Here is a 19,626-nt window from a genome sequence, read left to right on the forward strand (position 1 = left end):
GCTTGTGGACCTTGCCCATTCTGTTGACGCGCGCGCGGTGGATCTTCTCCGTCACTGCGCTGGTCCACCCGGCTCGAGCGGCTCTCGAGCGAATCCGGTTCCCGCCCCACCGCGATCTTCCGGGAATTCCCGTGGGCCCAGATTCCGCTCCACCGCCCATAACACGTCTTCCCGCCTGCCGGGCGGCGGTCATCTCCGGCACGTGAAAAACGCACGCCGAGTTGGGTAACGGGACACTGGCGAAGCGTTACGGCCGCCACCGATCCTGTTAGGTGACCGATTTGTCCCGACGACCCGGACAAAACCATTACGGAGGGAATTTCTATGGACACGACCGCCGACGCCGGGTCCGGTGCGCGGGCCGGGCGGCGAGAATGGCTGGGACTGGCGGTGCTCGCACTGCCCACCCTGCTGCTGGCGCTGGACCTCAGCGTGCTGTACCTCGCGCTGCCCCACCTCAGCGCGGACCTGGGTGCCACCGGTACGGAACAGCTGTGGATCACCGACATCTACGGTTTCCTGATCGCCGGTTTCCTGGTGACCATGGGGACGCTGGGTGACCGGGTCGGTCGCAAGCGGCTGCTGCTGATCGGCGGGGTGGCCTTCGCCGTCGCTTCGGTGCTGGCCGCCTTCTCGGCCAACCCGGAGATGCTCATCGCCAGCCGGGCGCTGATGGGTGTCGCCGGCGCCACCCTGATGCCGTCCACGCTGGCTCTGATCAGCAACATGTTCACCGACCCGAAGCAGCAGGGCACCGCGATCGGTGTCTGGATGGCCTGCTTCATGGGCGGGATGGCGCTCGGCCCGGTCATCGGCGGGGCGCTGCTGGAGGCCTTCTGGTGGGGCTCGGTGTTCCTGCTCGCGGTGCCGGTGATGCTCGCGCTGGTCGTCTTCGGCCCGGCGCTGCTGCCGGAGTACCGCGACGAGAACGCCGGCAAGCTCGACCTGGCCAGCGTCGCCCTGTCGCTGGCCACCATCCTGCCGGTCATCTACGGCCTCAAGGAGCTGGCCAAGCTCGATATCGGCGTGGTCAGCATCGGGGCCATCGTGGTCGGCCTGGCCTTCGGTGTGGTGTTCGTCAAGCGCCAGCGTTCGCTGGAGAACCCGTTGCTGGACATGCGCTTGTTCAGCAACAAGACGTTCACCGCGGCCATCGCGATCACCACCGCCGGCGGCATCATGAGCGGTAGCTACCTGCTGATCAACCTGTACCTGCAGGTGGTCGAAGGGCTGTCGCCGCTGCAGGCGGCGCTGTGGCTGCTGCCCTCGGCGGCGACCACCGTCGTCAGCGTCATGGTGGCACCGGTGATCGCCCGCAAGGTGCGGCCGGGTTACGCCATCGCCACCGGGCTGGTGGCGGTCGCCGCCGGTTACGTGCTGCTCACCTTCGTCGACGGCCCCGGTGGCCTGGCGATCGTGGTGGCCGGGCTGGTGGTTTCCGCGGCCGGTGCGGGCCCGATGGGTTCGCTCAGCACCGGGCTGGTGTTCTCTTCGGTCCCGATGGAGAAGATGGGTTCGGCGTCCTCGCTGTCGGAGACCGGCGGTGAGTTCGGCATCGCGATGGGCGTGGCGACGATGGGTGTCATCGGCACCGCGGTGTACCGCGGCGAGATGGACGACATCGCCGTTCCCGCCGGGGTGCCCGCCGAGGCGGCCGAGGCGGCTCGCGAGAGCATCGCCGGTGCGGCCGCGGCGGCGCAGTCCCTGCCCGGTGCGGCCGGTGAGGGCCTGCTCGAGGTGGCCCGCACCGCGTTCAGCACCAGCCTCAGCGTCACCGTGACGGTCAGCGCCTCGCTGGCGGTCCTGCTGGCGATCGTCGCCGCCACCGTGCTGCGCCACGCCCCCGCCACGGGCGACGGCTCCGGCGCGGGCGACGAGGCTCCGGCCGAGGGCGAGACCAAGGAAGAAGCCGCCGTTCCGGCAGGCTGAGCATTCGCTTCACCCGAAGCGACCCCCGTCCAGGCAGTCCGGGCCTGGCCGGGGGTCGCTTTTGTTTCCGGTTCTTCTGCCTTGCTCCTTTTGTTGACCGTTTTGCACGGGAGTCGGTAACTTCGTTGGTGGATGACGAACCAATTCCCCGCAATTCATGTCGAATGGAGTCATACTGTGCAGAACGGGACCAAGCTGATCGCCGCCATCGCCCTCGCCGCCGGGATCACCCTGGCTTCGCAGGCGGGCGCCTCGGCCGCGGCCACCGTTTCGGTGACCCCGGCGACGGGCCTGGCCGACGGTGCCGAGGTGACCGTCTCGGCGACCGGGCTGGCCGCGAACGTCGAGCACTTCGCCGGCCTCTGCGGCACCGTGAACGGCGATTTCGCCTGCGACGCCGCCGGTGTCGTGCCGGTCACCACCGACGGCGCCGGTGCCGCCACCGTCCCGCTGACCGTCCGGAAAACCTTCACCGGCACCATCGGCGGCGGCGGTAGCACCACTGTGGACTGCGGGGCGGTCACCTGCGTGATCGGCGTCTACAACGCCGACGGCAGCGCCGGCGCCAACACTCCCGTCACCTTCGGCTGACGTTCCCCCGGGTGGGTGTGGCACCATTCGTGCCACACCCACCCGGTTCTTCCCCTGACTGCTCCTATTCGTGCCTTCAAGAGTCCAAGCACCCAGCCGAAACACGGCGAAGACCTCGTTGTCAGGCTTCCCAGCCTTGACAACGAGGTCTTCGCCGTGGTCACACCAAAAAAGCGGGGTGGCTCAACTGGCCCCCGGCGAAACATCCCCCTCGAAAACCCCATCCGGATCCACCGAGGAACGCACCGCATTCACCCGCTCAACCGAAGCATCCGGCAAGTGACGCTGCGGCTGCTGCCAGTTCTCCACGAAACTCGGCACCGTCCACCCCGAATCCCACGGGGACAAAGCCGAGCGCACCAGCTCGCAGTGCGCCGAAACCGCAGCCGCGGAAGCCTCGTCCACCACCAGCCCGGCACCCGAGTAAGCGAACCGCCCAGCCAAAGAGGACAGCGCCCCACCAGCCGGATCAGCCACCGAATAGGCCCCGCCCAGCTGCCGCATCCCAGCGCTGATGAACGGCGAACCCGAAGCAGGCCCCACCACCCGCAGGAACTCCGCGGCCCCCGCCGCATCCAGATCGCTCAGCAGCAGGTGATCCCCCGCGATCGGCACCGGGTCTTCCGGGTCCATGTGCGCCGAGAGCACCGCCGAGGGCTTCGTCAGGGCCCAGCTGTCCAGCAAAGGCGGTGCCACGGAACGCAACCGCCCCAGCAACTCCGCGGCCTGCGCCTCCGCAACGGCGACCCCGTCCTCCGAAACCGCCAGCACCGCCCCGTCCACGCTGAGCACCGGACCCGAACGCAGCACCTCCGGGATCTCCGGCAGCTCGGGCAGGTTCATCAGCTGCAACGAAGTCGTCGCCTCCCACGGTGCGTCGACCGTCCAGCGCAACCATTCGCCCAGCAACTCAGCGGCATGAGCACCCGCCCAGAAAGCCGACCCGGTGATCACCTTCGCCGCCGGGAACAGTTCGACCTCGACAGCCACCACGACACCGAACCCACCGCCCCCACCACGGATCGCCCAGAACAGTTCCGGGTTCTCCGCAGCCGAAGCCCGCACCAGCGAACCGTCCGCCGTCACCAGCTCGACCGCGCGCACCAGGTTCGTCGCCACGCCCAGTTGACGGCCGTAGTAGCTCATCCCACCGCGAAGCAGGTAGCCGACCACGCCGACCGTGCCCGACGAACCGTGTGGTGCCGCGAGCCCGTACGGGGCGGCCGCCTCCGCGACCGCCCCCCACAGCGTTCCCGCGGGGATCCGGGCCACCCGGCGTTCGGCGTCGACCTCGACCGGGCCCGAAGGCCGCACCTTCAGCAGCAGGCAGGACTCCATCGGCCGCTGCGTCGGCGAAGCGTGCCCGGTGGTGTGCACCCGCACGCCCAGCCGGAACGACCGCGCGTACTCCAGCGCCGCCCGCACTTCCTCCACGGTGGACACCACGGCCGCGGCCGCCGGCGCCGGTGCGGCCGTGAGGTTGAACACCGACGTGGCCGCCTCGTAACCGGGCTGCCCCGGCAACCGGACGGCCATCAGATCCGCTCGGCGGTGAAGAAGACGAAGGTCTCCGGCCCGGACAGCTCGACGATCCGCAGCCCGGCCCGCGCCAGCCACGCCTTGATGTCGTCCAGCTCGAACAGCAGGTGCCCGGCGGGACGGCTGGGGAAGAAGTGCGACTTCTGGAAGTGCCGGTAGACCGGGTCCTGCCCGAACAGGAAGGTCATGCAGGTGAACGTGCCACCCGGCCGCAGCACCCGGCCGACCTCCAGGATCGCGGTCTCCGCGTCGTCGGGGAAGGCCTGCAGCGCGTTCCACATGTTCACCGCGCCGAAGCTGGCGTCGGCGAACGGCAGGTCGAGCGCGCTCCCCTGCACCGCGGGCACCTCGGGCAACCGGCTGCGCAGCACGCTGAGCATCGGCAGGCCCATGTCGAGCGCGAGCAGCCGGTCCGGGCCGACGGTGTCGGAGACCACCGTGGTCCAGCGGCCCGCCCCGGCCGCCAGGTCGAGCACCGGGCCGTCGACCGGCTCGATGTGCGTGGCGATGTAGGCGTCCTCGTCCGACGGGGTGATCGCGCCGCCCCAGTTCGAACCGGCGATCTGCAGGTAGGCCGGGCGCAGCACGGACTCGTAGTACAGGCCCATGGTCGGCATCTCGGCGAGCTTCTGCAGCAGGTCGGCGGTTTCCTCGTCGTTGCCGGTGCTGATCGTCTCGGCGATGCCCGCGGTCAGGTCGAGCACGCCGTTGGCGACCGGGTACGCGGTGGCGCATTCGGGGCAGCGAACGGTCTCGTTGCGGATCTCCAGCGCGCCGGAGCAGTTGGCGCAGCGGAACGCGGCCACGTGCGGGCCGAACAACCCCGAGGTGCTCGAATCGAGGTCTTCCTCCGACGCCGCCCGCGACGGCGGGTTCTGCGCCACCTGCACCGGGTCCCCGTTCAGCACCGCCCAGTACGCCTTGGCACCGGAGAAGCCGAAGACGGTCTTCGTGTCGTTCTCCCAGTTCGTGGTGATCTGCTCGGTGGACAGGTCGTTGATCCAGCTCTGGTCGAAGTCCTGCTCGGAGGCGTTGAGCGCCCAGATCGACGGCGCCGGCCACACCCGGCCGAGGTCCGGCTTGGCCAGGTCGAGCGAGGCCAGCGCGCGCTCCAGCCGCGTCTGCTCCTCCGGCCCCAGCCCGAGGCCGGCCACCGCGCCGAGGATGCGCTCGCGGTCGGCGGGGAAGTGCGAGAGCAGGTACAGCAGGGCCAGGGTGAACGCCTGCGTGTTCGACTCGCGGGTGACCAGCGCCAGGTACTGGTCCAGGCCCGCGCGCACCGCCTGGTTCACCGGCCCGAGCTCGGGGTACTCGGCCTCGGCGAGTAGCCCCAGCAGGATCACCAGCCTGCCCTGGTGCTCCTCGCTGACCTGGTCGAGCACGTCGACCAGCACCGGCGCGGCGGGCAGGGCCAGCTCGGTCAGGACGCCCTCGCGCCACACGGCACCGGCCAGGTTCTCGAACTCGGCCTGGACCTGCTCGGGCCGGGCGCTGGCGAACGCCTTCACCAGTTCGGCGATGGTCGAGTCCGTTGCGGCGTCAGTCATTTCTGCGCGTCCTTTCCAAGGGGATCAGTGCTTGCGGGCGGAGACGATCACGTAACCGATCTGGTCCTTGCGCGGCGCGAAGAAACCCAGGTGGTTGCGGGAGAACTCGCCGACCGCCGATTCACCGAACTTCGCGGTGATCTCGTCCCGGCTGCGCATCGCGGTCTCCAGGTACTTCGTTTTCATGCCGAACGCCCGCGGCCCGCACTGGGTGTACTCCTCGACCGCGAACCCGGCGGCCCGCGTCAGGTCGAGCCACTCGGGCAGCGTCGGGAGCGCGCCGAGCTTGAGCGTCTCGACGAACTTCGCCACGCGGGCCGGGTCGCGATCGGACTCCAGGCTGAAGTCGGAGAAGGTCAGCCGCCCGCCCGGCCGCAGCACCCGGTGGAACTCGGCGAGCACGGTCGCCAGGTCCGGGGCGTTCTGCAGGGACTCCAGCGCCAGCACGGCGTCGAACGAGTTGTCCGGGTAGGACAGAGCGGTGAAGTCGCCGTATTCGAAGTGCACGCGGCCGGCCACCCCGGCCGCCTCGGCGCGCTTGCCGCCCTGGGCGATCTCGTAGGCGCTGAGCGTGATCCCGGTGACCCGGACGCCGAACTCGCCCGCCAGGTAGACCGCCGTCTCCCCCGGCCCGCAGCCCGCGTCGAGCAGGTGCTCGCCGGGACGCAGGCCGAGGGTGTCGGTGACCTTGCGGCTCATCCGGTGCACGGCCTCGGGCAGGGTGGCTTCGTCGTCGCGGTCGAACCAGTACCACATGTGGATCTGGCCGTCGCGCAGCTCGTCCCCGATCGGCGAGCGCTCGTCGTAGTGCCTGCCGATCTCCTCGGAGATGCTCATGAGAACTGGCCCGGCCGCCGGCCCGCCCCCGCCGGACCGCGGTACGCCTGGGCCAGGTCCAGCCAGCGGTCGGCTTCGGCGCCGGTGGCGGTCAGGTCCAGGTCGTCGCGGTGACGGCGGCGGGTGACCAGGAGGCAGAAGTCCCAGGCGTCACCGGTGATCCGCTCCTCGGACTCGGCCGGGCCGAACGCCCACAACGCGCCGGACGGGGCGGTCAGCTCGAAGCGGAACTGGACGTCGGGCTCGGGCAGGTTCCGCGCCTGGTAACCGAAGTTCCAGGTGCGCACGGCGAAGCCGGCGAGGTTGCCGATCCGGTCGGTCTTCTCACGGGTGACCCCGAGCGCGTCGGCGATGTCCTGGCCGTGGCCGAACAGCTCCATCATGCCCGCGCAGGCCAGCACGGCCGGCGGCAGCGGGTTGACCAGCCACGGCACCACCTGGTCGGCGGGCACCGCGGCGAGCGCCTTGATGCCGGTGTCGCGCTCGGCCCGCCAGCGGGTGAGCACCGATTCGGCGGGGTCGTGGATGTACTCCTCGAGCGCGCCGTTGACCGCGGCCTCGAAGCCACCGGGGCCGATCTTCGCGGTGATGGCGTTGAACACGGCGGGTTCCGCGGCGGCCAGCCCGGCGATCTTGAAGATGAACGCCAGGTGCCCGACCTGGTGCTTGATGCTCCAGCCCGGGGCCGGGGTGGCCTGGGCCCATGCCGCCTCGCCGAGGTCAGCCACCAGCCGGTCGAACTCCGCGGCTTCGGCGGTCAGGTCGGCGATCACCTGCTGGAAGTCCTTCACCGGTCCGTCCTCTCCACGTGTGAACATGACGTTCGCCGTGCACCCGGGGAGGTGCACGGCGTTCGCCGGGGCGCAGATCGCGGATCGCCTTCGCAGGAGCCGAACCGTCGTCGCAGGGTTGTGGCGGTCTCGCTTTGACCGGGCGGGCGATCTGACGCATTCGAGTATGGGCTCGGCGTCAGCGGGCGGTCTTCTCCTTTTCCGCCTTCGCCACCCGCAGTTCCACCGCGCGGCGGGCGGCGGAAAACGCAGCCCAGGAGGTGATTTCCACAACGGTCCGGTCAGCACCGCGCACTGATTCTACAATGGACTCATCGACCTGGAACGCGGAGAAGGCGGTGAGCAGGGCGAGGCGCGCGGGGGCGCGATCTTCGGCGGCCAAGCCCGCCACCAGCGGCTCCACCCAGGCCCGGCTGAGCCCCAGCGACTCGCCCGCCCACTCGGCCAGCCGTTTTTCGACCAATTCTCGAACGGCGGGCGAGAGCGAACGCGACCCCGCCGCTTCGAAAGCCGCGGAAGCTCGGCCGAATGCGTCGGCGAGCAATCCGCTCGCCCATTCGGGCGCGTTTCCCCCGGCCGGGAGCAGTTCCACGGCCGCGCCGGGAACCGGGGTCGTGCCGGGGAGCAGGAACCGCCCGAGCAGGCCGCGCACGAACCTCGCCGCGTTCTCCGGCACCTCCGGCGGCAGCGGGGACGGCCCGAGGAACACGTGCACCATGCGGTTGAGGTATTCGAAGGTGAACGCCACCGCGATCAGCTCGGCCGCGGGCAGCTCCACGGAGTCCCCGCGCGCCCAGGCCGCGGCAGCGCGGATCTCCGGATCGGTGACCGCGCCGAGGTCGTCACCGGTGATCGCCGCGGCGTCCGCCGCGGGCATGAGCCCGGCCATCGTGGCGCCGTGCACCTCGACGCAGTACGGGCAGGCGTTGCGGACCGAGACCGCCGAAGCCACGGCCTCCTTCGCCGCACGGCTCGCGGTGCCGCCGGTGATCAGCGACTCCCGCAGCATCGTCCACGCCGCGGCGAGCACCTCCGGGGACGGCGAGTGCAGTGCGGTCGGCGGTGCCAGCATGCCGAAGTCCCGCTCGACCTGCCGGTACACCGCGCGGACCAGGCCGTCCGCCCGGCGGGGGTGGACCGGCCGCACGTGGCGGACCTGCTTGAGCGTGCGGCGCAGCGCGAGCCGGATGGGTGTCGGTGTCATTCGGTGGCCTTTCGTCTCAGGCCACCGGCGGCCGAAGCGCTAGCCGGCGGCCACGGTCAGGGTGGCGACGTGCGCGGTGCCCGCGACCACCACACTGGCCAGGACCCAGCCCACGCCGTTGACCAGCACCTTCGTCCGGCCGGGAGCGGGTCGCCAGGTGGTGAACCAGGACAGCCCGACCAGCGCGATCACCAGCCCGGTGTGCAGCAGCACTCCGGCCCGGTCCGACCCCGCCCCGAGCCAGGCTCGAGCGAACTCGACGCCGGCGCCGGTCGCGGCGGCCAGCAGCACCCACGGGGTCAGGTGGTGCAGCACCCGCAGCACCCGGGGTTCCGCCGCGCCGTGGCCGGGACGGCGCGCCAGGAACAGCGGCACGCCGAGCCCGGCCAGGAACACCGCGGCGAACTGCTGCGGCAGGTCGAGGCCCTCGGTGAGCAGCAGGGTGAGCACGCCGGCCACCGCCGCCGCCCAGGCCACCACCTCCCGCGCGAGCCGCTCCTGTTCGGTGAAGAACGGGCGGACCAGCGCGCAGGCGGCGACCGTGAGCGCGGCGGCGACCAGCAGCACCTGCAGCCAGAGCGTGCCGGTGGTGACGCCGAAGGTGATCACGTGGTCGTGCGGCCCCTGCGTCACCTCCGGCACGTCAGGCCACCCCGGCCTTGGGCCGCTCGGACGCGGTGTGCCGCAGCGCGCAGGCGCAGCGCATCATCGCCCGCTCCTCCGCGCTGGGGCGCAGGTGGTAGACCATCGCGACGATCATCGGGATGGTCACCAGGGTGTTGTAGAACAGGTGCAGCTCCACCCGCGGGATCAGCAGCTGCGCGATGCTGGTCGGCTTCGCCGCGCCCATCAGGTTGGCCCCGGTGAGCGCCTGCAGCAGCAGGAGCAGGTGTTCGAAGTGGTGCCACACCTGGATCCACATGGCCGCCCGCCACCACGTCTTCGCCCGGCCGACAAAACCGTGGCGGAGGATGATGAAGCTGACCATCATCAGAATGGCGTAACCGTAGTGCATCCATTCGGAGGTGACCAACCAGGGAAACGGCATACCGAGCACACCCCTGGCCTCCGGAACCGGCCAGCCGAGCGCGTAGATCTGGAACGCCTGGGCGAGGTGTTCGGCCCAGTGCGCCACCACGACCACGCTGTAGAGCAGCAACGCGGCCTTGTGCCAATCGGTGTTCAGCTTCTCGCTGAACGCTTTCCAGCCCCCGGAAGTGCGTGTTCCCGCCATTCGTCAGTCTCCCGCCAGACTCAGTGCCAACTTGGTGACCCCCCGCCGCCCGCTGGTCGCGCCATCGGGGGACGGTGCGCCGTACTTTACGTCGATCCCGCGGTTTTGTGCGGCCTTGACAATTCCGGGAACAGCGCGTTCGGCCAGCGCGGCGATGGTCATCGCCGGGTTGACGGTGAGCGCGCCCGGCACCGCGGACCCGTCGGTGACGAAGATGCCGGGGTGGTCGCGCAGCTCGTGGTTCGGGTGCAGCGCGGAGGTGGCGGCGTCGTCCCCGATGCGGCAGGAGGCCAGCGGGTGCACGGTGTACGCGCCGACCACGTCGTTGGTCCAGGGCGCGATGGTGGCCAGGCCGTCCTTCTCCATGATCTCCTTGACCTCGGCGTCGGCCTTGGCCCAGCCGCTGAGCGTGTTCGGCGTCGGGTCGTACTTCAGCGCGCCGCGGCCGAGCATCTGCTGGGAGACGCGGAAGGCGTTGCCGGTGGGCGGCGGCGGGCCGAACACGCCCTCGTTGTCGTCCTCGGTCATCAGGAAGATCGTCAGCCACGACTTCCAGCGCTTGAGGATCTCCTTCTTCTCCTTGCCGAACCAGGTCGGCGCGTCGCCGCCGGGGACCTGGGCGAGGATGGTGCCGAGGCCGGGCGGGAAGTACAGCTGCTCCATCGAGTAGCGGGAGTACTCCGGCAGCTTCTCGTCGAGCCGGTCCCAGCAGGCCACGGTGGGGCCCTTGCCGATCTGGTTCGCCTCGTACGCCAGACCGTCCTCACGGGACAGTCCGAGCACCTCGCGCACCTTGTCCTCGTTGAGGATGGCGGTGTTCAGGCGCTCGCCGTTGCCGGAGAAGTACCGGCCGACGCCGTGCGGCATCTTGCCGAGCGACTCCGCCGAGCGCTGCAGGATGACCGGGGTGGCCCCGGCACCGGCGGCCAGGATGACGATCTTGGCCTCGATCGAGCCGCTTTCGGTGTGCACGCGGTAGTCGACGTCGTCGATGACGTTGTAGTGCACGCGGTAGCCGCCGTCGGGCGTGCGCTCGATCTTCTGCACCTCGTGCAGCGGGCGGATGGTCGCGCCGTGGGCGAGCGCCGCGGGCAGGTAGTTGGTCAGCAGCGAGCGCTTCGCGTCGAACCGGCAGCCGCCCATCATCCAGTTGCAGTTGGTGCACTTGGCGTTGTCGATGGCGACCGGGGTCGGGTTCGCGGTGCGGCCGGAGTGGTGGCAGGCCGCGGCCCACAGGCCACCGGAGTAGGTGACGTCGTTCCAGTCCTGCTGGGACACCGGGATCGACTCGGAAACCCGGTCGTACCACGGTTCGAGGGTGTCGCGGCTGATCTCGGCGGGCCACATGCGGCGGCCGATGCTGCCGTGCCGCTCGAAGACGAACTTCGGCGCGCGCGGCATCGCGGCGAAGTACACCACGCTGCCGCCGCCGACGCAGTTGCCGCCGAGCACGCTCATCCCGTCACCGACGACGAAGTCGAACGCCCTGGTGTAGGAGGAACCGAGCAGGAAGTCGTGGTCGAAGTCCTTGCTCTCCAGCCACGGGCCGCGTTCGAGCACGGTGACCTTGGCGCCGCCGGCGGCCAGGTGGTAGGCCGCGATGGCACCGCCGAAACCGCTGCCGACGATGAGGACCTCGGTTTTGTCGCTGGTCATGCGGGGCTCCCTGAAGGCGTGGTGTCCGGGTGGAGTTCGGCGAGCTGCCGTCCGTAGGAGTAGTTCGGGAACCGCCACAGCCCGTCCGCGTCCGGCGTGGAGATGCCCATCGCCAGCAGGCCGGGGTGCCCGTCGGCGATGGCCTGAGCGGTGCTCAGGTGCGGGGCGCTGTCGAAGGCCATGTTGCAGAACAGGGCCAGGCTGACCCAGCCGTCCTTCTCGGGGTGGCCGTTCTTGGTCAGCCGGAGGATGAGCTGGACCCGGTCCTCGTAGGACAGCGCGACGAACTCGGGTAGCTCCGGGTCGAGGGTGGTGCCGTGCTCCTCGGCGTAGGCCCTGGCGTGCCCGTTGAGCATCGGCACGAGGAAGTCGAGCCCGGCGGTCACCCCGGTGGCCTCGGTCTCCAGCAGCTCGATGGCACCGGCCTCGACCGACCCCGGCCCCTCGGAGACCCCGGCGATGGCGTGGTCCTCGGGGTGGCGCTTCTCGCCGGGAACGATCGTGTCGGCATACGCTTCGAGCGTCATCACCTTGACTGCACGCGCGTCCACGGGCGTCTCCTCTTTTTGGCTGCGTAGCTTGTGTTCCATGGAATCAGGGTTGCTGGTGGGCACACGTCTTCTGCGTTGCCGAATGGGTGCTTCGTCGGGGGCCACCCCGGTTTTTTAGTGTGACTACGGCGAAGACCGGGGTGGGGCCGGGGGGTGTGGGTGGCTGCTCGGGTTTGGTGCCCGGCCGCCGGTTGGTGGGGAGGGGTGATTCTGGTTTCTGGAGTCACCTGGTTTCGGCTGCCCGGTTGTGCGGTGTGGTGGCCACTTGTCGGGCACCGGTTCGAAGGCCAAGGGGTGGCTGAAGGGTGCCGGCGGATCCCCGGGGGGTGGGAGGCGGGGATCCGCCGGCGGGTCAGGTGGCCTTCCGCACCGTCATGGGCAAGCCGCCCTTGGCGCGCAGGGAGAGCATGGGTTCGGCGACCACCCGGTGCCCCGGGACACCGGTGAGCGTCAGCTCCCTGGCGATCATCGCCAGCACGAAGACCGCCTCCATCAGGCCGAGGCTGTTCCCGACGCAGAACCGCGGACCGGCACCGAACGGGATGTAGGCGTACCGCGGCCTGCCCGCGGTGGCGTCCGGGGCGAAGCGGTCCGGGTCGAAGGCCGCCGGGCGGTCCCAGAAGGCCGGGTGCCGGTGCATGGTGTACGGGCAGACCACCACGTCCGAACCCGCCGGGACGTGGTAGCCGGCGACCTCGTCGTCCTCCAGCGCGAGCCTCGGCAGGATCCACACCGGTGGGTACAACCGCATCGCCTCGGAGATGACCTGGTTGGTGTACACCAGTTTCCGGATGTCCTCGTGCTGCGGCAACCGGTCCCCGAGCACCTCCAGCGCCTCGGCCCGCAGCCGTTCGGCGACCTCCGGGTGCCGGTCGAGCAGGTGCAGCGACCAGCTCAGCGTGCTCGCCGTGGTTTCGTGCCCGGCCAGCAGCAGGGTGACCAGCTCGTCCCGCATGCGCTGCTCGCCGACCGCCGGGTCCGCCTCCTCCCTGGTGGACACGATCAGTCGCGAAAGGACGTCGTCGCCGATGGCGCCGCCCGCGGCGTCCCGGTGGGCGACCAGGGCGTCGACCACCCGCTGCAGTTCCCGCCGGGCCGCGCGGAAGCGCAGCTGCTTGGGCAGCGGCACCCACATCGGCACCATCGACAGCGTGACCATCTCGAACATCGCCTGGTCCTGCACGGCTTCGAACGAGTGGCCCACCGCGTCGAAGGCACCGAGGTCGGCGCCCAGCAGGGTGCGGCCGAGCACACCGAGGGTCAGCCCGGTCATCTCCTGCGTGATGTCGAGCGGCTCACCACCGGCGCGGGCCCGCAGCCGGTCGACCAGCTTCGCGCCCTCCTCGGCCACGATGCCCGCCTGCGCCACGATCCGCTTGTGCTGGAACGCGGGCTGGATGATCTTGCGCTGCTTGCGCCACAGCTGGCCCTCGCTGGTCAGCAGGCCGTCGCCGAGCGCGCGCTTCGCCTGGACCAGCCCGATGCCCTTGTGGTAGTTGGCCGCGTTGTCGGCCAGCACGTGCTTGGCGGGGTCCGGGTGGTTGAAGAAGTACAGCGTCTTGGGGCCGATGGCCATCCGCACCGCGTCGCCGTAGGTGTCCGCCGCTTCCGACATCAGCCGGAGGCGGTCGCCCGCCAGGTGCTTGAGCAGCCGGAAGGTAGCGGACCGGGGCGGGCCCGGCGGCACCCGTCGAGGGGTGCCGCCGGGGTTCCGCGTCCGCTTGAACGGCCTCACGCCGCCTTCTCGGCCGGTGGCGGGTCGACCGCCTTCGCCGCGATGGACACCGGCGCGGGCACCGCTTCGACCGCGGGCGGGGCCGCTTCCAGCTTCGCCTTCTCCGCCAGTTCCTTCTGCTGCGCCTCGAACTGCACCCGCGCCTTGTTGACGAAGTGCAGCGCCCAGAGGAAACCACCGCGGATCAGGCAGACCCCGGCCGTGGCGAAGAACAGCCCGTAGGCGATCCCGGCCCCGGTGAGCAGCCCGTACAGGGTCGCCACCCCGGCGCCGAAGGCGAACTGCGAAGCCGGCTTCGACGGCGTGGTGCCGGGGTCGGTGATCATGTAGTTGGTGAACAGCACGAACGCCACCCCGGTCATCGTGCCCAGCGCACCGAGGATCGCGGTGTCCAGCAGCACGCCGCGCACCACCGACTGCAGCGCGAAGAAGCTCAGCCAGCCGAAGATCAGCCACATCCGGCCGGTCAGCTTCGCGTTCAGCATGGTGCCCGCGACGATGATCAGCACCGGGATCAGCCAGTCGATCACACCGCTGACGTTCTCGGTGAAGTGGTACGGCGGGGCGATGCTGGCCCACGGGAACACCAGCAGGATCACCGCGATGCCGAAGTTCGACGGGTTCATGTAGTGGCGCAGCCTGCCGCGGACCGGGGCCCGCAGCACCCACTTCGCGCCGACCGCGACCACGATGCCGAACAGCATCACCAGGAGCTGGTCGTTCGGGTAGGTCAGCATGTTCACCGCGAGGCTGGTGATGTGCGCGGGGAACAGGAACTCGACCAGGCCCTTGAACCCGCTGCCGAGGAAGCGCGGGGCGCGGCCCTCGACCCTGGCGTTGACCATTTCCAGGCCGAGTTCCACGGTGTAACCGGTGGCCAGGGCCAGGAACGGCCACAGCCATGGCTGCTCGAAGCCGAGCACCGTGTAACCGAGGATGTTGAACACCGTCATCGAGATCGCGAACCGGCGCAGGGCCGTGATCACCTTGGGGTCGCGCGGCGGACCACCGGAGTTCTGCTTCGGGGCCGCGGATTGCTGCGGCGGGCCACTGGGTTTCTGCTCGGCCATGACTCACCTCTCCTTGGCCTGCGTGCCGAGCTGGAGCGAGTGCCAGCCCGGGTTCAGCTTCAGTTCCTGCTCGTGCGCCTGACCGGTGCGGTCGCGCCACGACACCTTCACGTCCTGCGCGCCGGTGACGTCACCGAGTCCGATGTGGACGTCGTTGCTGCGCTTGCCGGAGTGCCCGCTGCCGCCGTCGACGCGGCCGAGGATGGTGCGGCCGTCCGCGGTCTTCACGCAGACCTGGGCGCCGACCACCGGCGCACCGTCCGGGTGGGTCAGCTTCAGCCCGAGGAACTCACCCGCCGAGGGCGCGGTGTTCTGGTAGAAGACCGGCTGGTCCCACTGGCGGGCCACGGCCAGGTCGATCCGGCCGTCACCGTCGGCGTCCCCGGTGGCGATGCCGCGGGTCGGCACCGGCACCCCGAGGCCGAGCTGCTCGGACAGGTTGACGAAACCGCCGTCGGCCTTCGGCACGAAGAACGCCAGCTTCTGGCTGCCCGCCACGTCGTCGCCCTGGACCATGTTCGGCCACCACTCGGGGTGCCGCACGGTCAGGTCGTTCGAGGTGGCCAGTTCCTGCAGCTGCGGCCAGCGGTTGACCTCACCCTTGACGAATCCGGTCGCCTGGGCGATGGCGGGCTTGCCGCTGTTGTTGAAGTCCTCGGACTTGATGTCCCAGGCCCAGCCGGACCACGCGGTGCCGAGGTCGGTGCTCCGGTCCTCCCACGCCGCTTCCCCGGCCTGCAGCTGCGCCCGCAGCTCGGACTGGCTGCCGGCGGTGTTCATGAACTGGAAGTTGCTCTCCTCGATGCCGAACGAGGTGGTGATGTTGCTGACGAACAGGTCGTAGAGCCCGTTGCGGTCGAGGTCGGCCCACTCCGCGGACATGCCCTTGAACGAGTCGCCGCCGATGCGCTTGGACTTCGGCACGGTCGGGGACTTGCCGTCCACGATCGGCTCGAACCGGATGTTGCCCGGGGTGGACCGGTTGTGCAGCATCGCGTCCTTGCCGTGGTCCTGCGCCAGGTACAGCTCGGGCAGCAGGTCGCCGTCGACGTCGTTGGCCGCGGCACCGAGCACCCAGCCCTTCGACAGGTCGGTCGGGATGACGCTGTCGAGCTGCTGGTACTGCACGCCGGTCGCGTTCGCACCGGTCCAGCGGAAGAAGTAGTCCTCACCGCCGTTGGAGGCGTTCGACAGCGAGTCGTTCATCTCCACGCCGCCCTTGACCGAGGGGTCGAGGACCGGGCTGTGCGGGAAGTAGTTCCCGAGGTAGATGTCGATGTGCCCGTCACCGTCGAAGTCGTCGATCGCGACGGTGTTGCTGTTCCACTGGGGGCCGTTGTACTTCGCCGCGGTGGAGCCGGGGACCAGCTCGACCGGCACGAAGCAGTTGGCGTCCAGCGGCATGCCCTTCGCCTCGGCCTTGCCGAGGAACACGATCGGCGTGCGGCCCCAGTAGTAGACCAGCAGATCGGTGCGGCCGTCCTCGTTGAAGTCCGCGGGAGCGCAGCCCATCGGCGCCATCACGTCGTTCATCGGCAGGTTCCCGGTCTTCAGCGCGAACGGCGCGTAGCGCTGGTCGCCCTTGCCCGGGGTCGGGGTGATCACCACCTGGTCGATCCGCGGATCGGTGACGCACAGGTCGTTCGCGAGCCCGTCGCCGTCGACGTCGTTCATCGCGATACCGGCGCCGACCGAGGAGATCCAGGCGTCGATGTGCTTGTAGTCCTGGTTGACCTGCCGGATCTCCTGCTGCGGGAAGCCGCTCGGCATGGCGATCGACTTCGGCTCGAAGCCGTAGCCTGCGGCCAGCTCGTCCTGCTCGGCCGCCGACGTCTCCGGCAGGCTGCTGACCAGGAACATGCCCGCCACGAGGACGAGGGCAACGATCCCGGCCAGCTGCTTGCGCAGCCAGTGGACTGTCGCGGTCATAGGTGAACACCTCCAATGGAAACGAACTCGTTGGCGATCTGCTGACGCCAAGTCTCGAAAGCCGGGACCGCACCGTCGATCGGAACGGCGGGCCGGACGTCCCGGGTGACCTTCGCGGCGGTCACCGCGTCGGTGCCGCAGAGGATCTCCGCGGCGGCTTCGGAATGCGGCACGAGCAGGCCGGCGCGCACGCGGGCCTCGGCGGCGAAGGCGGAGCCCTGCGCGAGCATCCCGCGGTGCGCGCCGGCGTGGTCGCGGAGGTACCGCAGCTCGCCCGGGTCGGCGCCACCGGCGTAGGTCGCGGCGAGGCCGATGCCGCCGTAGAGGTCGGAGTGCCGCGACTCGGGGAAGTCACGCACCATCGAGGTGACCAGCTTCGCGTCGGTGCCGCCGATGAACCACAGCGCCCGGCCGATGCCCTGGTCGATCGCGCGGTTCGTGTACGGCGAAGCCACCGGCCAGTCGAACCGCTCCTCCTGGTACTGCTGGTGGATGTACTTCGCGGTGCGGAAGTACGCCTGGTGGAAGCCGTAGCCGTCGAGCACCAGCCAGCGCAGCAGCGGGTCGAACCCCGCCGGGTCGGGCCAGCGGAACTTCGGCAGGCGGGCCATCGCCCAGCCGACCCCGACGTAGATCAGGTAGTTGTGCGGGTCGCCGCCGCTGACCAGGCTCTCCTGGGTGCGGCCCCTGCCGGGCAGCGGAAGGCCGTCGAGCATCGCCCAGCCCATGCCCGCGCCTTCGTAGGCGAAGCCGCGGAACCGCTCCGGGATCTGGTCCAAGCGCTCCATCGCGTCGGCGGTCGTCCTGGCTTCGACCGCGTACCCGTAGCCGTCGAGGAAGATCCGGCCGACCTTCTCCAGCAGTTCCTGTGCGGCCGGGTTCTTCTTGTGGAAGCCTCGTTTGTCCAAAGTGGTTTCCACCACGTTCGGAGTCAGAATGCGGCGCCGCAGCGCACGCCAGCCATTACCCAACTCGCTCTCCCCCTAACGGGTAGAATCGAATTCCGGAGCACTCGTGCCTTTACTTTCCCAGGCGGCCACCGGCGCGTTCTACTCCATCCTTGCCGAAGCACCGCAGGTCAGGGGCTTGCGAACGGAAGCGGCCGCCGCTCCACGGGAGAGAGCGGCGGCCGCGGTCGAAGGGCTGGGTCAGGCCACTGAGCGCAATCTCGAGGGCGCGAATTCCCGGCGAATGCGATCACGCCAGAGTTCGTACGCCGGTGTTTGCGCATCACCGGCGTCGTGCGGCACTTCGGTTTCGTCGGCGATCCGCACGGCTTCGGGAACGGAGATCCCGCCGAGTGCGCGGATACCGGTTTCGGTGTGCGGTGGCACAAAACCGGAATACGTGCGTGCCTTGGTGGCGAACACCGCACCCAGCGCCAGCTCCGGCGCGTGCGCACCGGCCGGGGCACGCAGGGAGGCCAGGCCGTCGGCGTCGCAGCCGCCGGCGAAGGTCGCCGCCAGGCCCACACCGCTCCACAGGTCGGCCCGCCGCTCGGGCGCGAACCGGGCCACCGCGGCCGCCACGCCGCCGGGGTGGCCGCCGTTGATGAACCACAGCGCCCGGCCGATGCCCTGGTCCACCGCGCGGCCGAAGTAGCCGGGGTGGCCGTCCCACGGGTACGGCTTGAGCACGTGCTGCCGCCCGACGATCTTCTTCGTGTCGAAGTACGCGCGGTCGAAGCCGTAGCCGTCGACGGCCAGCCAGCTCATCGTCGGGTGGTACGGCGTGCCGCTGATGTCCGGCACGATCTTCTTCCACAGCGGCCGGGGCAGGCGCGCCATGGCGAACCCGATGCCGATGTAGGTGAGGAAGATGTGCGGCTGGCCGGGCCCCAGCAGGAAGTCCCTGGTGCGGCTGGACGGGCGGAAGCTCATCGCGTCGAGCACCGCCGACGCCATCGTCGCGCCCTCGTAGGCGAAGCCGCGGTACTCGGCCTCGACCAGGTCCAGCCGCCGTTCGAGGTCCCACTGGCCGGGGCTGTCGATGCCCCATTCGAAACCGGCGACCACGGCCTGCGGAATGGCCTCCAGCCGGGCGGTGGCCGCGGTCGGGACCACGTCGAAGCCGCGGCCGGCGAAGCTGACCGCCTGGAACGACGGCGCCAGCACCCGCCGTCGCAGTGAGCCGAGCAGGGTCGACATCGGGGAGGTCCTTTCAGGCGACGGCGGGCAGTTCGCGCACCCGGGGCAGGGCGACGGCGTTGACGTCGGTGGTGACCCGCGAGGCCAGCGTGATGGCGATCGGCGGATCGGTCGGGCGGACCGGGCGCAGCCGCAGGTTCACCGCGGCGGTCTCGTCGCCGGAGATGGTGATCGGGGCGGTGGTGGCGATCGAGTACGACCGGCCCTCGCCCAGCGCACCGGGGTGCTCGGCCACCGCGATCACGTGCCAGCGGCCCGGGGGCACGTTGTTCAGGATCAGCTCGGTGGACCCGCTGTCGGCCATGCCCTTGAAGGCCACCGGGCCGCACTGCGGGATGGCCTCGGCGAACACGCCGACCAGCACGTTGCCGGTGGTCTTGCCCGGCGGCATGTCCAGCCGCCCGACCACCGAGCCGCCCGCGTTCTGCGGCACGGCGCAGCTCTGCCCGGCGTCGCGCAGCGTCTTCAGCGACGGCAGCCGCTGGAAGTGCGGGGCCATCGCGATCAGCAGTTCGCTGACCATCGGGTCGCGGTACTGGGTGGGGCTCATGCCGACGGCCCTGGTGAACCGGCTGGTGAAGGTGCCGACGCTGCTGTAGCCCACGCTGCAGACGATGTCGGAGACGGTCAGGGAGGTGGTCAGCAGCAGCCGCTTGGCCTCGAACAACCGGACCGCGGTGAGGTAGCGACCGGGGGTGACCCCGGTGGCCCTGGAGAAGATCCGGGAGAAGTGGAACGGGCTGACGAAGACCTCGGCGGCGAGGTCGTTCAGCGTGATGGGCTCGAAGTAGCGCTCGTGCATCGCGGCGATGGCTTGGCGGACGGCCGGTTGCATGATGGGCACTCCCTGGGTGGACGAGTTGGCG

Annotated in this window: 17 protein-coding genes; 2 read left to right on the top strand and 15 right to left on the bottom strand. The window is 70.1% G+C overall.

Annotation, left to right across the window (positions count from 1 at the left end; all coding sequences use genetic code 11):
- The first annotated feature begins 324 nt into the window (after nt 1-324).
- Both AC07EG_RS25195 and AC07EG_RS25200 read left to right on the top strand, forming a co-directional pair.
- Entirely contained in the window at nt 325-1,929 is a 1,605-nt protein-coding gene (locus AC07EG_RS25195) for an MFS transporter (protein ID WP_478255633.1), read from the top strand.
- A 177-nt stretch (nt 1,930-2,106) separates the two neighbouring features.
- Nucleotides 2,107-2,520 (top strand): enediyne antibiotic chromoprotein, encoded by a 414-nt coding sequence (locus tag AC07EG_RS25200; protein WP_478255634.1) that lies wholly within the window; start codon nt 2,107-2,109, stop codon nt 2,518-2,520.
- Between the two features lie 183 nt (nt 2,521-2,703).
- Here the strand turns inward: AC07EG_RS25200 and AC07EG_RS25205 are convergent, their stop codons facing one another.
- From AC07EG_RS25205 to AC07EG_RS25275, 15 genes are all read right to left on the bottom strand, one after another.
- Nucleotides 2,704-4,056, bottom strand: coding sequence for an FAD-binding oxidoreductase (locus AC07EG_RS25205; RefSeq protein WP_478255635.1), 1,353 nt, complete (start codon nt 4,054-4,056; stop codon nt 2,704-2,706).
- Nucleotides 4,056-5,606 carry a class I SAM-dependent methyltransferase gene (locus AC07EG_RS25210; RefSeq protein ID WP_478255636.1) on the bottom strand — a complete coding sequence of 517 codons (1,551 nt, stop codon included), beginning with the start codon at nt 5,604-5,606 and terminating at the stop codon, nt 4,056-4,058. Before AC07EG_RS25210 ends, AC07EG_RS25205 begins: the two co-directional genes overlap by 1 nt.
- Nucleotides 5,607-5,630: 24 nt before the next feature.
- The gene (locus AC07EG_RS25215) at nt 5,631-6,443 is read right to left on the bottom strand and encodes an SAM-dependent methyltransferase (protein ID WP_478255637.1); all 813 of its coding nucleotides are present in this window, start codon (nt 6,441-6,443) and stop codon (nt 5,631-5,633) included.
- Nucleotides 6,440-7,261, bottom strand: a complete 822-nt coding sequence (locus AC07EG_RS25220; RefSeq protein ID WP_478255638.1) for a TIGR03084 family metal-binding protein — start codon at nt 7,259-7,261, stop codon at nt 6,440-6,442. The genes AC07EG_RS25215 and AC07EG_RS25220 overlap by 4 nt, the downstream gene beginning before the upstream one ends.
- A 151-nt stretch (nt 7,262-7,412) precedes the next feature.
- Nucleotides 7,413-8,438: a carboxymuconolactone decarboxylase family protein gene (locus AC07EG_RS25225; protein ID WP_478255639.1), complete on the bottom strand. Its 1,026-nt coding sequence runs from the start codon at nt 8,436-8,438 to the stop codon at nt 7,413-7,415.
- A 39-nt stretch (nt 8,439-8,477) separates the two neighbouring features.
- On the bottom strand, nt 8,478-9,080 hold the full coding sequence (locus AC07EG_RS25230; RefSeq protein WP_478255640.1) for a DUF6239 family natural product biosynthesis protein: 603 nt from the start codon (nt 9,078-9,080) through the stop codon (nt 8,478-8,480).
- Between the two features lies 1 nt (nt 9,081).
- Complete coding sequence (locus AC07EG_RS25235) at nt 9,082-9,672, bottom strand: hypothetical protein (RefSeq protein ID WP_478255641.1); 591 nt, start codon at nt 9,670-9,672, stop codon at nt 9,082-9,084.
- Between the two features lie 3 nt (nt 9,673-9,675).
- Complete coding sequence (locus AC07EG_RS25240; RefSeq protein WP_478255642.1) at nt 9,676-11,328, bottom strand: FAD-dependent oxidoreductase; 1,653 nt, start codon at nt 11,326-11,328, stop codon at nt 9,676-9,678.
- The gene (locus AC07EG_RS25245) at nt 11,325-11,855 is read right to left on the bottom strand and encodes a DUF5987 family protein (protein ID WP_478255710.1); all 531 of its coding nucleotides are present in this window, start codon (nt 11,853-11,855) and stop codon (nt 11,325-11,327) included. The genes AC07EG_RS25240 and AC07EG_RS25245 overlap by 4 nt, the downstream gene beginning before the upstream one ends.
- 376 nt (nt 11,856-12,231) lie before the next feature.
- A complete protein-coding gene (locus AC07EG_RS25250) occupies nt 12,232-13,614 on the bottom strand; it encodes a cytochrome P450 (RefSeq protein WP_478255643.1) in 1,383 nt (460 codons plus the stop codon).
- Nucleotides 13,611-14,684, bottom strand: a complete 1,074-nt coding sequence (locus AC07EG_RS25255) for an enediyne biosynthesis protein (RefSeq protein WP_478255644.1) — start codon at nt 14,682-14,684, stop codon at nt 13,611-13,613. The genes AC07EG_RS25250 and AC07EG_RS25255 overlap by 4 nt, the downstream gene beginning before the upstream one ends.
- 3 nt (nt 14,685-14,687) lie before the next feature.
- Nucleotides 14,688-16,613 (bottom strand): CRTAC1 family protein, encoded by a 1,926-nt coding sequence (locus tag AC07EG_RS25260; RefSeq protein ID WP_478255645.1) that lies wholly within the window; start codon nt 16,611-16,613, stop codon nt 14,688-14,690.
- The gene (locus tag AC07EG_RS25265) at nt 16,610-17,584 is read right to left on the bottom strand and encodes a DUF1702 family protein (RefSeq protein WP_478255646.1); all 975 of its coding nucleotides are present in this window, start codon (nt 17,582-17,584) and stop codon (nt 16,610-16,612) included. Before AC07EG_RS25265 ends, AC07EG_RS25260 begins: the two co-directional genes overlap by 4 nt.
- Before the next feature lie 177 nt (nt 17,585-17,761).
- Nucleotides 17,762-18,760, bottom strand: coding sequence for a DUF1702 family protein (locus AC07EG_RS25270; RefSeq protein ID WP_478255647.1), 999 nt, complete (start codon nt 18,758-18,760; stop codon nt 17,762-17,764).
- 13 nt (nt 18,761-18,773) lie between these two features.
- Nucleotides 18,774-19,595: a helix-turn-helix transcriptional regulator gene (locus AC07EG_RS25275; protein ID WP_478255648.1), complete on the bottom strand. Its 822-nt coding sequence runs from the start codon at nt 19,593-19,595 to the stop codon at nt 18,774-18,776.
- Nucleotides 19,596-19,626: the final 31 nt, after the last annotated feature.

This window comes from Amycolatopsis sp. NPDC045836 (assembly GCF_056431745.1).

What these genes read in the sequence shown, in the direction of transcription:
- AC07EG_RS25195 (WP_478255633.1), top strand. Translation starts at nt 325, where the DNA reads ATGGACACGACCGCCGACGCCGGGTCCGGTGCGCGGGCCGGGCGGCGA.
- AC07EG_RS25205 (WP_478255635.1), bottom strand. Translation starts at nt 4,056, where the DNA reads ATGGCCGTCCGGTTGCCGGGGCAGCCCGGTTACGAGGCGGCCACGTCG.
- AC07EG_RS25210 (WP_478255636.1), bottom strand. Translation starts at nt 5,606, where the DNA reads ATGACTGACGCCGCAACGGACTCGACCATCGCCGAACTGGTGAAGGCG.
- AC07EG_RS25215 (WP_478255637.1), bottom strand. Translation starts at nt 6,443, where the DNA reads ATGAGCATCTCCGAGGAGATCGGCAGGCACTACGACGAGCGCTCGCCG.
- AC07EG_RS25220 (WP_478255638.1), bottom strand. Translation starts at nt 7,261, where the DNA reads ATGTTCACACGTGGAGAGGACGGACCGGTGAAGGACTTCCAGCAGGTG.
- AC07EG_RS25225 (WP_478255639.1), bottom strand. Translation starts at nt 8,438, where the DNA reads ATGACACCGACACCCATCCGGCTCGCGCTGCGCCGCACGCTCAAGCAG.
- AC07EG_RS25235 (WP_478255641.1), bottom strand. Translation starts at nt 9,672, where the DNA reads ATGGCGGGAACACGCACTTCCGGGGGCTGGAAAGCGTTCAGCGAGAAG.
- AC07EG_RS25240 (WP_478255642.1), bottom strand. Translation starts at nt 11,328, where the DNA reads ATGACCAGCGACAAAACCGAGGTCCTCATCGTCGGCAGCGGTTTCGGC.
- AC07EG_RS25245 (WP_478255710.1), bottom strand. Translation starts at nt 11,855, where the DNA reads ATGACGCTCGAAGCGTATGCCGACACGATCGTTCCCGGCGAGAAGCGC.
- AC07EG_RS25255 (WP_478255644.1), bottom strand. Translation starts at nt 14,684, where the DNA reads ATGGCCGAGCAGAAACCCAGTGGCCCGCCGCAGCAATCCGCGGCCCCG.
- AC07EG_RS25260 (WP_478255645.1), bottom strand. Translation starts at nt 16,613, where the DNA reads ATGACCGCGACAGTCCACTGGCTGCGCAAGCAGCTGGCCGGGATCGTT.
- AC07EG_RS25270 (WP_478255647.1), bottom strand. Translation starts at nt 18,760, where the DNA reads ATGTCGACCCTGCTCGGCTCACTGCGACGGCGGGTGCTGGCGCCGTCG.
- AC07EG_RS25275 (WP_478255648.1), bottom strand. Translation starts at nt 19,595, where the DNA reads ATGCAACCGGCCGTCCGCCAAGCCATCGCCGCGATGCACGAGCGCTAC.